We start from the raw sequence: 13,456 nt of genomic DNA, 5'->3' as shown, positions 1-13,456 counted from the left end.
CGCGGCGCCCCCGCACCTCGTGCTTCAGTCGCTCGTCTCCGGCGGTAGGAGCAGATTCAGCATGTCCACCACACCGTGGTCGCGGTTCGACGGCGCGCGATACAGGGCGTGGGCGAGCACGTCGGGGTGGGCATCCTGCATCGCGAACGACCACCCGGCGGCGTCGAGCATCTCGATGTCGTTGAGGTAGTCGCCGAACGCGGCGGTCTGGTCACGCGATATGTCGAGCCGGCCCTGCAGTTCGCCAACTGCGACACCCTTGTTGACGCCGGCGGCGAGCACGTCGATCCAGTGCTCACCGGAGACGACCACCTGATGCGTGTCGCGCACGTCGGCGAGGTGCGGCGCGACGCCGGTCTCCGCGTCGCCGAAGTCGAAGATCGCGACCTTGACGATGTCGTCCTCGACCTGGAGGAGGTCGTCGACGTGCGTCAACGCCACGTGGTACTTGCGCGCTTCGGAGACGAACGCCTCGTCCGTGCGCTCCACGTAGGCCAACCTTTTCCCGCTCAGCACGACGCCGATGTCGGCTGTCGACAGCGAACGAAGCCGCAGGACGAGTCGGCGCACGAAGTCCGCCTCGAGAATGTGCGACGACAGCTCGACTCCGTCGCGCACAACGAACGCACCGTTCTCGGCGATGACCACCATGCCGTCGCGCACCCGTTCGAACAGCCTCGCGAGCGTCGCGTACTGCCGACCGCTCGCCGGCGCGAAATACACGCCTCGCCGATGCATCCGCTCCAGAACGGGCCAGAACGTGTCGGGAATGCGCCCATCGCCGTCGAGGAGGGTGCCGTCCATGTCGGCGACGACCAGGCGGATGTCGGGGACTCGCTCTGCCCACGGGGCTGCGGCATCCGTCGTCATGGTTCTCCCCTGCTTCACGATCGGCTGAGTCCAGACTATGGGGCGTGCTGGCGGGCCAGCCGCGCCGGAGTCGCGGCCGCGCGCACCGTACGCTGGCGGAAGCGCAGTGCGCGCATCCCGTTACGGAGATCGGAGCGAACCATGAAGGCAGCGCGATTCACCCGGTTCGGCGGACCGGAAGTGCTGGAGATCGTGGATCTTCCCGATCCGCACGCGAATGCAGGCCAAGTGCGGATCGTGGTGCGTGCAGCGGGCGTGAATGCGAGCGACTGGAAGAAGCGCAGCGGTCAGATGGATCCGGAACTGCCGCAGACCCTCGGATACGAGGCCGCAGGCGTCATCGACGAACTCGGCGATGACGTCTCCGGTGTCGCCATCGGCGATCGCGTGTTCGGGTTCTCAGCGGAAGGCGCGGCCCAGGCCGAGCTGGCCGTGCTGTCGGACTTCGCCCCGATCCCCGCTTCGCTCGACTTCGTGCAGGTCGCGGCGCTGCCGGCCGCTCTGGAGACGGCGGCTCGAGCGCTCGATGAACTGGGAGTCGCCGCGCACAGCACCTTGCTCGTCAGCGGCGCCTCGGGGAACGTCGGCAGTGTCGCCGTGCAGCTCGCCGTGGCACGCGGTGCTCGCGTGATCGGCACCGCGAGTGCGGCGAACCACGACGGTCTGCGTGCGCTCGGCGCCGAGCCCGTCAGCTACGGGGACGGACTCGTCGAGCGGGTGCGAGCGCTCGCGCCTGCGGGGGTGGATCGTGCTCTGGATGTCGCGGGCAGCGGCATCCTGCCGGATCTCATCGAGCTCGCAGGCGGAGCAGAGAACGTCGTCACGATCGCCGACTTCGTCGGAGCCCGAGAGCACGGTGTGAGGTTCAGCAGAGGGGATGCCGGCCGTGCGCTGTACGTGCTCGGCGAGGTCGGTGAGTTGGTCGAGTCGGAGCGTCTGACGATTCCGCCGATTCAGACGTACTCTCTCGCGCGGATCGCCGAGGCTCACCGGGCCGGAGAGGCCGGCGGAGTGCACGGCAAGATCGTGCTCGTGCCCTAGGTTCGGGCAGCCTTCGCCGCTTCGTCGCCGAGGTCGTCGGTCGATCCGACGATAACCGGCTGCTGACGCCGCACGACGTCGAGGTAGTCGCCGGTCCAGATGATCCGCACAGCGGTCGCCGTCGCGTTGCCCGAGTCATCGCTGAGGTCGCGGGCGACGGCATCCGCCAGCCGCCTCTCGACCACCGGATCCTGCGGCAACGGCCGTGGCGGATCGCCCCGGTCCACCAATTGCCTGCCCAACTCGCGATACCACTCGTTCAGTCGATCGGCTGACTCGTTCAACGCACGGCGGGCGGCTCCGCGGTCGCCTTCGACGCGCCGCTGCCCTCGCCAGATGTCCACGATCGCGTCGCTGGCGAGCCGCAGGCCGGCGACTCCCGTGACGGATGCCGTGACTTGGGCCAGCGGCCGCCGCTTGGCACCGCGCTCGGCCAGGTACGTGCGGAACGTGTCGTCGAGCCGGCGCGATGACGCCGCTGCGCGCAGGGACTGGGTGACCGGCTCCGGACCGAACGGCGCGGTCTCGTCACAGTGTCCCAAGCCGTACGCGACCGATGCGGTGAGGTACTGCACCCCGTCGTCGTACGCCTCGGCGAGGGACTGCCGCAGAGCAGCGGATGCGCCGCGCGGCCAGAAGAGCAGGCCGACGAAGAGGCTCACGACGCATCCGAGCGCGATGTCCTCGATGCGCAGGAGGCCGACGGTCCAGCCGGTGGGGGCGATGATGTTGAACAGCAGCACGAGTGTTACCGTGAAGCCCGCTTGCCCTGCGGCGAACGAGATGGCCGCCGGCGCGACGCCCGCCACCAGGATGGCGATCGGCAGCAGCACCCACAGCACGATCGAATTCCCGCCGATCACGAACAGCAGAGCGGCGCCGATCACAACGCCGACGACGGTTCCGAGCACGCCCCGCAACACGGTCTGGCCCGTGCTCAACGCGTTCGATCGCAACACGGACAGCGTTCCGAGCACGACCCAGAACGAGTGCTCGACGCCGGTCAGGTCTGCGAGCAGAACGGCGAGCCCTAGAGCGACGGCACCACGGATGCTGTTGCGCAGCCAGACCGAGTGCCATTCCAGGTATCCGCTCGCCCGTTGCACAGCGGCGGAGAACGGTCCGAGCAGGTTGCCCGGCTGTCTGCCGAGAACCCGTTGCATCCAGGTGCGGCGTTCAGACTCCGCCGTGAGAGCGATGTTGCCGGCGACCTGAGTCACCGCGTGACTGAGTTCCTGCGCGCGGAATCCCGGGTCCAGCGCCGAGATGAACGCGCCCGCGACATCCTCGTCGGCCATCTCGGCATGTGCCGCTCGCTGCGTCATCGCCGTCGTCTCGATCTCGGTGCGCGCCACCTTGAGGCGCGCCACCGCGGCTTCGAGTTCTGCCGGGTCGCCGCCGATCTGCGAGAGAAGCGTCGCACCCTGCTCCAGCACGGATGCCGCTGCGCGCTTCACCTTGCACGCGGCCTTGTGCGCGGGTGTCGCCGACGGTTGAAGCGAGCGCGACTGCGCGATCACCGTGTTCAGCCAGTTGAGTTCGTCGACCAGCCGCACGACCGTTCTCGCCGACGTGCTGAGCCCGGTCGGACGATAGGGGGTGGCGAGGAATCCGGCGTGCAGGGCGCTGACAGCGGCATCCGCGTCGGCGATGGCTCGCTCACGATCGGCCGCTACGTCTTGTTCTCCGTCGCCGAGCATGTACGCGACGTCGGCGCGGAGGCGCGCGGCGAGGGCTCGGCACGCCTCTGCAGCCGGGCGACGGAGGGGCTCCCTCGCCGGTGCGGGCCACAGAACCGTGATCGCCACGATGCCGGCGACGGACGCGATTCCCCATCCCAACAGTCGTGGCCCGATCGAGTCGACGGTGGCGGGGATGGTCACGGGAAGGATGAACGCCAGCAGCAGAGCTGTGCTAGCGGACGCCAGCACCGAGCTCACGGTGCCGACGAACAGCACCGCGAAGGCGACGATCGCCATCGCCACGGCGGCGAGCCAGACCGGATGCGAGGCGAGAGTGCCGAGGCAGACGAAGACCGCTCCCGTGATGGCGAGCGCGACCTGCGCCTGGACGCGGTCGCGCAACGGGCCGCTGAAGTCGACGAGCAGCAGCATGGCGAAGGACCCGAAGGCAGAGAAGGTCGCGACATCCGCGTTGCCGATCACGGCGGTGCCCAGCGCGAAGAGCAGCGGCATGACGATCGCGGTCCTGGCCGCGCGCCGTAGCGCCGTGTATCCCGGATCGTGCCGGCTCAGCCAGGTCTTGAAACGCACACGGCCTCCCGCGCATCGCGTTGCGGCGCCTGACGATGCACAACGCCGCCGTACCCGCACACACTATCCAGGTCTGCGCCCGGATGACGTGGAGTGGAGCGCCTCAGGCCGCCTGCTCGTCGGCGACCCGCTTGATCGCCGAGATCTCGAACTCGAGAGTGATCTTCTCCGACACCAGCCAACCGCCCTGGTCGAGGGCCATGTTCCACTCCAGGCCGAACTCGCGACGGTCGATGCGGCGCGTGCCCTGGAACCCGGCGCGAAGGGCACCGAAGGCGTCGGTCTGCACGCCGGTGAACTCGATCGGAATGGTGAGCGGCTTCGTGATGTCGCGGATCGTCAGATCACCGGAGACGACGAGTGCGTTCTCGCCGACCTCCTCGATCCGGGTGCTGTGGAAGACGATGTCCGGCCATTGCTCCACGTCGAAGAAGTCGGCACTGCGCAGGTGATCGTCGCGATCCGAGCTGCGCGTGTCGACGCTGGCGACCTTGAGAACGATCTCGGCGGTCGAGTTGGTCGTGTCCTCGAAATCAGCGTGCAGCGTGCCGGTCACGTCATTGAAGGCCCCACGCACGTTCGCCACCATGGCGTGCTTGGCCGAAAAGCCGATGCGCGTGTGTGCGGGGTCCAGATCCCAGTCGCCGCTCAGGTCGGGTCCGTTGTCGGTCATGATCTCCCAATCCATCATCGCGCGAACTTCCACAGTCTCTCATCCGGTGGATGTTCGAATGCTCAACGGCCAGGTCCGGATCCGATCGCGACGACTTGCCCACGAATCCGAAGAGCAGCCGGCCCGTTCATCGTATGAGTAACGGCCCCCGTCCGGGGGAGTTCGCCGAGGACGGGCTCGGCGGGACACGGAGCGCGCACCTCAGCCGAAGGCCAGGTACGTGCCTGCCTTGCCTGGTTCGACGATCTCGAACCTCAGCTCCAGCCCCGCACGGATGACGAGGTCGACCTGATGCCGGAACTGTTCGTTCACGACGTAGACGGTTCGCTTGAGCTTCCATTCCTCGTCGAACCAGGCGCGGAGCGTTGCCAGAAGGCGCTCGTCCATTCGCGTCTGCATGCGCGACGTGCGCACCCAGAAGTAGATCACGGCATCCGTGTCGGCCCATGAGTCGCTGCCGACCGGCGTCACTGCTGACCTCGCGAGGAATGCTGCGGTGGTGGGAAAGATGTAGACGCAACCCAGGCATTCGACACCCTCGGGGTCCTGCACCGTGTACGTGAACGCACGATGCTCGGCATGGCGACGTTCGAGGCCGACGAGATCTTCCCGGTTCGCCTCCACCGTGAAGTCGTCGGCCGGCCACGTCGACTGCTCCCACAACCGCAGGTCCTCACGCGTCTCCATGATGGCGGCATGATCAAGTTCCGCGTCATCGGCCACGATCGGACGCAAGACGAACTCGTCGGTCCTCAGCTCGGCGGGAACAGGCTCTTCCGGATCGGTGAACGACACGGACGCCCTCCTTCGGCACGCAAGTCTCGCCCCGATTCACGGACGCGGGTATGGAGGAAGGCTATCGAGGCGAGAGCGAACTGTCCCCTCGAGGGGCAGACGAGGACAATCGTTGCCGTGAGGCTGAGTGAAGATGACGCGCGAACGCGGTTGAGATCCGTGCGGGTGGCAACGCTCGCTACGGTGGGGCCCGACGGGAATCCGCATGTGGTACCCATCACGTTCGCCGTCGAGGACGACTTCATCTTCACCGCTGTCGACCACAAGCCGAAGTCGACGTCGAAGCTCCAGCGGCTCCGCAATATCGGGGAGAATCCGCGCGTCGCAGTGCTCGCTAGCCAGTACAGCGACGACTGGGGAGAGCTGTGGTGGGTGCGCGTCGACGGGTCGGCGGGCGTGACGACGAACGGCGAGGAGATGCGGCATCCGATCGACGCCCTCGTCGAACGCTATGGGCAATACCGGGAGCGCCGTCCCGACGGACCGGTGATCGTGATCCACGCTGAACGCTGGAGCGGCTGGGCGGGCTCGTGAGGGCGGCTCCTTCCCCGTCAGACGCACCTCAGGGTTGACCGTCAGCTGAACTGTTCGAGCGCGGCCAGATAGCGAACGGGATCCGCGCGTGTTTCAGCCGTGACGAGCATCCCGTGCGGGCCGACGACGCGCGTGAAGGTGCCGCGGCAGGGGATCTCGACGATCTTCGTCAGCCCCAGCCGCCACGCGGGGACGAGAGCATCGAGTGCGAGCGGTTCCGGTTGCACTCGGTACGGGAGCGAGCTGCGCTCCCTGTGACGCTCGAAGAAGTCGTGCTGCCATTGCTCGTACTCCTCGACGAAGACGTCGCCACCGAATCGGTCTCGCCACGATGGCCCGGTCAGCTCCGCCAAGAGGCGCATCCGTTCGTCGGATCCCAGCGGGGATGCCTTCAGCAGCTCGATCGTGCGCGGATCGGTCGGCGTGCCCGCGTGAAGCAGGCATGCGTGCCAGAGCTCGGGCCAGGCATCCTGCCACTCCGCGATCGGCGCCTTCGCGCGCTCGGAGGCACTGACGGATGCCGGCGTCTCGACGAGTGCAGGCGGAAGATCGTCGCCCACCGGTTCGAGCGCCCACGCCTGACGAACCCACAGCAGATCGAGCAGCTGATGGGAGGTGTCTTCGATCGTGATCACCATCTCACGGGGCCACGGATTGTCGGGATCGGGACGGGACGACAGCACAGGGCGCTCCTTCGGTCGGCTGATCAGATGATGGCAGTCAGGCCCGCATGTGGGCGGCTATCCTCGCGAAATCGTCGCGGGGGATGGTGAAGAGTCCTCGGCGAAAGGGAAGGCCCCAGTGGGTAGCGTCGGGGATGAAGGAGAGCTCCTCGACAAGTGGCTTCGCATCCACCGGGGTGCAGGGGTGGAAGGTGGCAGCGAGTCGCCATGGCCGAAAATCATCGCTGACGAAGGCCTGGAAAGGCTCGGTGCCGGTGATAGTGGCCAGGGCCGTGAACTGGCGAACGGGTCTGCCTCCCTGCAGGCTGGTGCGGGGAGAGTAGAAGACCATCTCGTCGCCGGGCTGAGGCCGAGCGAGACGCGTTCTCGCGCCGTGGTCGGCCTGCGTGAAGCCACCCTCCACGGCGGCTTCGACGTGGTCGAGGGTGACGGTGTTGACCCAGAACCGCTGCTCACCCGGGAGGGCGGCGGTCGCAGGGTATCTCCCTCGCATGTGCTCGCCGTTCACGCCGCCTGCTCCGTTGTGAGCCCCTCGACGAGGCGCGTGACTTTCAGGCACGGTCGTGGAGGGTGATCTGATACCCGTCGAGGTCGGCGAGGGTGAACGTGTGGCCGAAGGGACCGTCGATCGGGGCTGAAACGATCGTCTCGCCATCTGCAACGAGGGCGTCGTGGATGGCCTGCGTGTCAGTGGCGTGCAGCCAGATGGCCGCGCCGATCCCGGGCTGCGGTGCAGCGTCGAGGTCGACGCCGGGGACGAGATCGCGGAGCGCGAAGGCGATCGGCGTGGTCTCGAACACGACCGCGTGCGGTGGCCCTGCCTGAGAACGAACGAGGCCGAGGTACTGCTCGTAGAACGCCTGGGACGCATCGAGATCGCGAACCTGGAGGGAGATGAAGTCGGGGCCGGTGACAGCCATGGTGATGCTCCGTTTCGTTGTCAGTTTGTTGACATACGCCAATGTATGTCAGACTACTGACATGCGTCAAGCTCGCGAGGGTATCGACCTGGATACGTCTCTGGGGTACTTATTGAAGGAGGCCTCCAGTGCGCTGCGCACTGCCATGGAGGCTGTTCTCCGACCCCTGGGAATGACTGTGACCCACTATGCGTGCCTGGAGCTGTTGGCCCAGCGCCCTGGGCTGTCGAACTCCGACCTGGCGCGGGGCGCGTTCGTGACACGGCAGTCGATGAACGTTCTCCTGCAGACGCTGGAACGCGACGGCTATGTGACCAGGCCAACGGAAGCACCGGTCGGGAAGGCACTACCAGCCACCCTCACGCCTGCGGGACGTCGAAGCCTGGCTCAGGCGACCGTTGCCGTGAGGTCTGTCGAGCAACGCATGGTGGCGGATTTGACCGACCGGGACGAAGCCGATGTCCGACGAATACTGTCGAGCATCGTCGCCTCCCTGACTCGATCGATGTCCTGACGACGAATCATCCGGGTGGCGACGGCGATGAGCACGGCGGTGAGCACGATGACGCGTTCGTCCCACCATCGGCCTCGCAATGCGCCAATATCGAGCCGGTCGATCGAAGTAAGGGACCGGCCAATCAGTCGAGGACGACCGCATCCAGCACATGCTCCGCTGAGAGTGCATGCGTGGTCGCCTGCCAGAACGGCGCTCGGGTGACCATGCCATGCCCGCGGCCACCGACACCGAATTGCGCATGGAGCCGGGGCCGACAAGTGCACGGCGAGACGCCGACAAGAAGAACGCAAGACATGCGGCCTCATGGGCGACGCTGATCAGCAGAGGGTATATGTCGATCCACGCCTCGAACGCCACGGGAATTTCATGAACAGACGCGGACCCTGCGCCCCTCGAAGCTGACGATGTCACCAAGCTGCAACTGCCGTCCGCGTCGGAGATCGACCTCGCCGTTCACGAACACATGGCCCTCGATGATGGCCTCTTTCACGTTTCCACCGGAGTCGAGGAGCCCGGCGAACTTGAGGAACTGCCCGAGGCGGATCATCTCGCCGCCGATCGAGATGTCGTCGATCGGAGCCGGGTTCGTCATGCCGGAATGCTAGTTGATCGGGTTCCCGCATTCCGGTGGTTACCGCGAGCCGACCGCATCAGACGGCACGAAAGAAGCCCCGGAATGGCGAGATTCCGGGGCTGGTAGCGGGAGCGGGACTTGAACCCGCGACACCACGATTATGAGCCGTGTGCTCTAACCACCTGAGCTACCCCGCCGCGGACCCGCTCTGAGCGGATCTGAGCCCCGAGTCAGGATTGAACTGACGACCCCTTCCTTACCATGGAAGTGCTCTACCACTGAGCTATCGGGGCGACGCCGATCGACCGTAGACCGTTTCGGCAACCGTACGAGGATATCATCATCCGGATGCCGGTTCGCCCGCGTTACTCTCCCCCGTCGCGGCCCCGATCACACGGTGCAGAACGGCGCGAAGGTCCTCCAGTTCCGACAATTGCATGCCGAGTCGCTCAACGATTTGGGGCGGGATGCCGAGCGCTTGCTCGCGCAGCCTGCGGCCGGTCTGCGTGAGGCCGACGCGGAGCATCCGTTCGTCGTGCGGGTCGCGCACGCGGTCGATCAGCCCAGCAGCCTCAAGCCGTTTCAGCAGGGGCGACAGTGTCGCCGGCTCCAACTGCAAGGCTCGCCCGATCGCACTCACCGTGCGCGGGTTCTCCTCCCACAGCGACAGCATCACGAGGTACTGCGGATGCGTCAGACCGAGCGGCTCGAGCACTGGACGATACAGGGCGATCACGCTGCGCGACGCCACGGCGAGCGCGAAACAGACCTGATTCTGCAGCTTGAGCAGATCGTCGCCGGCCGTCTCCACTGCCACGTCGGCCGGCTTGTTCAGTGTCCCTCGACTCATCGCATCCTCCTGCCAGCATGTTACGCTTGCCCTAATCATTAGTGCACTAACTATTAGTGTAGACGCAAGTGCAACGAGGAGGATGCCGTGGCCCGCGGTTTCTGGAGCTGGTACGAGAAGTTCAACAGCGTCGTGCGCACGTTCACCGGACCCGCGCAGCTGGGGGCCGGGCATCCGGAGGCACCGGACATTCGGCGAGCGGATGCCGCGTGCCCGATCTGCGGCCGCCCGATGACCGAGCACGTTGTCGAGCGCTCAGCCGACCAGCGCACCGCCAGTCGCCTGGTCTGCCCTGCACCCCGCGCCGCCTGACGGCGCGACGCCCCTCCCCCTCCGATCGCGAGACTGCACGCCCGCGCCGAGACTGCGGGTAATACCCGGTGTCTCGTCGCGGGCGTGCAGCTTCGCGGAAGGGGCGGGGAGGGGCGGGCGGCACGGGCTCCGCACGGGCGAGTCAGCCGCGCGCGACGCCCAGGAGCTGCACCGCCGCGAACCGCGGGCCGTCGACGCGCAGACGGACGCTGCCCTCGTCCTCGTCCCCTGGCGGGTCGAGGTCGATTCCGATGTCGCCGAACAGCACGTGTGCGGCATCCCATCCGGCGACCGCGGCGAACGGCAGCCGCACATCGGCCGCCGTCCGCGACGCCACGATCAGCACGGACTCCTCGGCCGCCTCGCGAATGAAGACGAGCACGTCGTCCCCGACGTGCAGCCACCGCATACCGCCGTCGTTCAGCGCGGGGCAATCTCGACGCAGCCGGATCAGCTCGCGGTAGAGCGCGTACGTCGTCTGCACCTTCGCGGCTGTGGCCCCCGTCGCGCTGTCGACTGTCGGGTCGTCGATCGGGGCGTCGAGCAGGTGCCATGGCATGGGCATCCGTGACGCCTCGCCATCGTCGGCGGTCAGACCGAACTCGTCGCCCGCCCAGACCACAGGAATTCCCGGCAGCGTCACAGAGAGTCCGAACGCCACAGGTACAGCACCGGGCAGAGCATGTGCGCCGAACCGCGGAACGTCGTGCGTGTCGAGCGCGTTCATCGTGCCCTGCAGCACGCGCCACGGGAACGCGGCGGCGAACCGCGTGTGGGCATCCACGAGTTCTCGTCCCGTATAAGAAGGGATGACACCGACCGGCTGCCCGAAGTACGTCGACGGGCTGCCGGGCTGCGACAGCCAGCCCCACACCGGACGCGTGAAGTTGGCGTAGGTCATGGCACCGTGCCAGGCATCTCCCTGGAAATCCGGCGCGGCGTCGTTGGTCGATTCGCCGAGCAGGATCGTGTCGGGATTCACCTCGACCATCGTGTTCCGGATGATCCGCCGCACCTCGGTGTTGAAGTCGTCGTCCCGGTACCTGCCTGTCATGTTCGCGACGTCGATGCGCCATCCGTCGAAGGAGTACGGGGGCTTCAGCCAGTGCGCGACCACCGAGTCCGGCCCCTCGATGAACCTGCGGCGCAGCTCGGCGGATGCCCAGTTCAGCTTGGGCAGGCTGGGCACGCCGAGCCACGCGACGTACCGCGTGTGCTCGTCGTTCAGCCAGTAGAAGAACTCGCTCTCGGGCGCATCCGGATGCCCGTACGCCGCCTGGAACCACTCGTGCCCGTCCCCGCAGTGGTTGGTCGTCAGATCGCCGATCACCTTCAGCCCGCGTTGGTGCGCCGCTGCCGCGAACTGCGCGAGGGCGTCATCGCCGCCGAGCAGTTCGTCCACGTGCTCGAAGGATGTCGCGTCGTAGCGATGGTTCGACCGCCCGGGGAACACGGGCGTGAGGTACACGAGCGTGACGCCTAGATCGGCGAGGTAGTCGAGCCGCTCGGCGGCCCCGTCGAGGTCGCCGCCGTAGAACTGCTGCGCGCGGCCGGGCGGCACGTCGTCCACCGGTGCGTCCCAGCGAGCGGGGATCGCCCACTCGGGAGCGGGGCGAGAATCCGCCGCCAAGGAACGCGCGAACCTGTCGGGGAAAACTTGGTACAGAACGCTGGACCGCACCCACAGGGGCGGCGCCGCGTGGGCGACGATGCGGAAGTCGTCGGCATCCAGCGTCTCGGTGCGCGATAGTCCCGTCGCGTTGAGCCACACACTCGAGCCGTCACCGCGCGTTATGAGGAACCGGTAGCCGTGCACCGGGTTCTCGATCTCGAGGGGTGCCTCCCACCAGTCCCAGCCGGAAGCGGACGCGACGAGCGAGGCATCCGTGAACCGTGGCTCGCGGTCCGGGTTGGAGCGGGTGCGCACCGCGCTCACGGGGCCGAACTCGTGCGGGATGCGCACGCGAACGCGAACGCTGTCGCCGAGCGCCGGGGCATCCTCGGAGACGTACAGCGGAGAGCCATCGTGGTGGGGCTGCATGCACCGACAGTACTGTGGCTCTCCTTCCCCGCACCCCGTCGACCCGGCACTGTCTCGCCGAGTGGCCCCTCTATTCACGTGAATCGAGTGCCGGGCCGGCAACACAGTGCCGGGTCGACGCGGTATGGCGGGGTGCGGTAGGGCGGGGTGCGGTCAGGGTTCGATAGGTGCGGTCGAACGCCGCACGATGAGTCTCGTGGCGAGTTCTTCACGGGGCGCGTGGCCGTCGGAATCGGTGGTCGACCGACCGATCCGCAGCAGCATACGCAATGCGGATGCCGCCATCTCGGCGATCGGCTGCTGCACGGTCGTCATCGGCGGGGAGGCCCAGCCCGCCTCGGGCAGATCATCGAATCCGACCACACTCACGTCACCGGGAATCGACAACTTCAGCTCCGCCGCCGCATCGTAGACGCCGAGCGCCAACGTTTCCGTGATCGCGAACACAGCCGTTGGACGGCCGGGCCTCGACAGCATGCTGACGGCGGCGACCCTCGCCGCATCCCGCTCCCAGCCGACGTGGACATGGTCGACGGGAGCCAGCTCGAGCCCTGCTGCGGCCAATACGGATCTGAAACCGTCGAGGCGTGCGCGGCTGTACTCGTATGCGTCCGAGACATCGATGACGGCGACCCGCGTGTGACCGAGTTCGACAAGATGTTCGGCCGCCGACCTTCCGCCCTGCCAGTTCATCGCTCCGACGCTGCCGACGCCCCGCGGCGGCGACACCATCGGGTCGAGGAGCACGACCGGCCTTCCCGCCTCAGACAAACGTCGCCACTGATCGAGAGTCGGCTCGACGACCGCCAGGATCGTCCCGCACGACGCACGTCGCAGCACACGGTCGGCCCAATCCGAGTTGGGGCGCACCAACGTGATCACCACGTCGAGGTCGGCGTCGCTGGCCGCGCCCTCCACACCGCTGAGAGCCCGGTTCGTCCATGAGCTCTCGCCAGACGCCAGTACGAAATCCACCAGGCCCGGCCCCGGCTCGGTGCCAGCCGCCGACGCGACGTCCTTGGGCTGGGTGTAGCCGAGCTCCGACGCGACCCGCAGAATCCGCTCCCTGGTCGCGGCCGCGACATCCGTGCCGCCGCGCAGCGCCTTCGACACCGTCGGGATGCTTGTTCCTGCACGATCCGCCACTGCGGCAAGCGTCGGGCGCACGTCGCGAGGTTTCTTGTCAGGCACGCGGTCATCTTATGGCGAACAGAGATTTGCGCAAATCTTGAGGCCTTGAATATGTTGCACACAAAGACATATCGGGGCATAGTTCGGAAGGCATCGAAAAGTCAGGCGCACATATTGCGCAATGTTTTGTGGTCCAACCGGCCACGTTCAACGACGAACACGCGGCGCACGCCGCAAGGAGG

15 protein-coding genes and 2 tRNA genes are annotated in these 13,456 nt (G+C 67.0%); 4 read left to right on the top strand and 13 right to left on the bottom strand.

The window, feature by feature from the left end; genetic code table 11:
- Positions 1 to 24: 24 nt before the first annotated feature.
- Positions 25 to 870 (bottom strand): Cof-type HAD-IIB family hydrolase, encoded by an 846-nt coding sequence (locus MJ603_RS13815; RefSeq protein WP_243064323.1) that lies wholly within the window; start codon positions 868 to 870, stop codon positions 25 to 27.
- Between the two features lie 141 nt (positions 871 to 1,011).
- Between MJ603_RS13815 and MJ603_RS13810 the strand changes: the two genes are divergently transcribed.
- Entirely contained in the window at positions 1,012 to 1,911 is a 900-nt protein-coding gene (locus tag MJ603_RS13810) for an NADP-dependent oxidoreductase (protein ID WP_243064322.1), read from the top strand.
- On the opposite strand, the gene MJ603_RS13805 is transcribed toward MJ603_RS13810, so the two are convergent.
- The 3 genes from MJ603_RS13805 to MJ603_RS13795 form a co-directional block, all read right to left on the bottom strand.
- On the bottom strand, positions 1,908 to 4,184 hold the full coding sequence (locus MJ603_RS13805; RefSeq protein ID WP_243064321.1) for an FUSC family protein: 2,277 nt from the start codon (positions 4,182 to 4,184) through the stop codon (positions 1,908 to 1,910). The two genes, MJ603_RS13810 and MJ603_RS13805, sit on opposite strands and share 4 nt — an antisense overlap.
- 103 nt (positions 4,185 to 4,287) lie before the next feature.
- The gene (locus MJ603_RS13800) at positions 4,288 to 4,857 is read right to left on the bottom strand and encodes a YceI family protein (protein ID WP_243064320.1); all 570 of its coding nucleotides are present in this window, start codon (positions 4,855 to 4,857) and stop codon (positions 4,288 to 4,290) included.
- Between the two features lie 201 nt (positions 4,858 to 5,058).
- Entirely contained in the window at positions 5,059 to 5,652 is a 594-nt protein-coding gene (locus tag MJ603_RS13795; RefSeq protein ID WP_243064319.1) for an N-acetyltransferase, read from the bottom strand.
- 117 nt (positions 5,653 to 5,769) lie between these two features.
- Here MJ603_RS13795 and MJ603_RS13790 point away from each other — a divergent pair, with 117 nt between their 5' ends.
- On the top strand, positions 5,770 to 6,186 hold the full coding sequence (locus MJ603_RS13790) for a TIGR03668 family PPOX class F420-dependent oxidoreductase (protein WP_308220600.1): 417 nt from the start codon (positions 5,770 to 5,772) through the stop codon (positions 6,184 to 6,186).
- A 41-nt stretch (positions 6,187 to 6,227) separates the two neighbouring features.
- Here the strand turns inward: MJ603_RS13790 and MJ603_RS13785 are convergent, their stop codons facing one another.
- The 3 genes from MJ603_RS13785 to MJ603_RS13775 are packed head-to-tail and all read right to left on the bottom strand — an operon-like array spanning position 6,228 to position 7,789.
- Positions 6,228 to 6,869, bottom strand: coding sequence for a hypothetical protein (locus tag MJ603_RS13785; protein WP_243064317.1), 642 nt, complete (start codon positions 6,867 to 6,869; stop codon positions 6,228 to 6,230).
- 37 nt (positions 6,870 to 6,906) lie between these two features.
- Positions 6,907 to 7,362 (bottom strand): EVE domain-containing protein, encoded by a 456-nt coding sequence (locus MJ603_RS13780; protein ID WP_243064316.1) that lies wholly within the window; start codon positions 7,360 to 7,362, stop codon positions 6,907 to 6,909.
- A gap of 58 nt (positions 7,363 to 7,420) precedes the next feature.
- Positions 7,421 to 7,789 carry a VOC family protein gene (locus tag MJ603_RS13775; RefSeq protein WP_243064315.1) on the bottom strand — a complete coding sequence of 123 codons (369 nt, stop codon included), beginning with the start codon at positions 7,787 to 7,789 and terminating at the stop codon, positions 7,421 to 7,423.
- A 61-nt stretch (positions 7,790 to 7,850) separates the two neighbouring features.
- On the opposite strand from MJ603_RS13775, the gene MJ603_RS13770 reads away from it, so the two are divergent.
- Positions 7,851 to 8,303 carry a MarR family winged helix-turn-helix transcriptional regulator gene (locus tag MJ603_RS13770; RefSeq protein WP_243064314.1) on the top strand — a complete coding sequence of 151 codons (453 nt, stop codon included), beginning with the start codon at positions 7,851 to 7,853 and terminating at the stop codon, positions 8,301 to 8,303.
- Between the two features lie 367 nt (positions 8,304 to 8,670).
- Here MJ603_RS13770 and MJ603_RS13765 read toward each other — a convergent pair whose 3' ends face one another.
- The 4 genes from MJ603_RS13765 to MJ603_RS13750 form a co-directional block, all read right to left on the bottom strand.
- Positions 8,671 to 8,898 carry an RNA-binding S4 domain-containing protein gene (locus tag MJ603_RS13765; RefSeq protein WP_243064313.1) on the bottom strand — a complete coding sequence of 76 codons (228 nt, stop codon included), beginning with the start codon at positions 8,896 to 8,898 and terminating at the stop codon, positions 8,671 to 8,673.
- Between the two features lie 102 nt (positions 8,899 to 9,000).
- Positions 9,001 to 9,077, bottom strand: a tRNA-Met gene (locus tag MJ603_RS13760).
- 24 nt (positions 9,078 to 9,101) lie between these two features.
- Positions 9,102 to 9,173 (bottom strand) — tRNA-Thr (locus MJ603_RS13755).
- A gap of 47 nt (positions 9,174 to 9,220) precedes the next feature.
- Positions 9,221 to 9,730, bottom strand: coding sequence for a MarR family winged helix-turn-helix transcriptional regulator (locus tag MJ603_RS13750; RefSeq protein WP_243064312.1), 510 nt, complete (start codon positions 9,728 to 9,730; stop codon positions 9,221 to 9,223).
- Positions 9,731 to 9,817: 87 nt separating this feature from the next.
- On the opposite strand from MJ603_RS13750, the gene MJ603_RS13745 reads away from it, so the two are divergent.
- Complete coding sequence (locus MJ603_RS13745) at positions 9,818 to 10,042, top strand: hypothetical protein (RefSeq protein WP_243064311.1); 225 nt, start codon at positions 9,818 to 9,820, stop codon at positions 10,040 to 10,042.
- A gap of 142 nt (positions 10,043 to 10,184) precedes the next feature.
- On the opposite strand, the gene MJ603_RS13740 is transcribed toward MJ603_RS13745, so the two are convergent.
- Both MJ603_RS13740 and MJ603_RS13735 read right to left on the bottom strand, forming a co-directional pair.
- A complete protein-coding gene (locus tag MJ603_RS13740; RefSeq protein WP_243064310.1) occupies positions 10,185 to 12,083 on the bottom strand; it encodes a glycoside hydrolase family 13 protein in 1,899 nt (632 codons plus the stop codon).
- A gap of 153 nt (positions 12,084 to 12,236) precedes the next feature.
- Positions 12,237 to 13,274, bottom strand: a complete 1,038-nt coding sequence (locus tag MJ603_RS13735) for a LacI family DNA-binding transcriptional regulator (RefSeq protein WP_243064309.1) — start codon at positions 13,272 to 13,274, stop codon at positions 12,237 to 12,239.
- Positions 13,275 to 13,456: the final 182 nt, after the last annotated feature.

It is taken from the genome of Humibacter sp. RRB41 (assembly GCF_022761015.1).
Classification (GTDB): domain Bacteria; phylum Actinomycetota; class Actinomycetes; order Actinomycetales; family Microbacteriaceae; genus Humibacter.
This window is presented reverse-complemented; position numbering and strand designations above follow the sequence as displayed.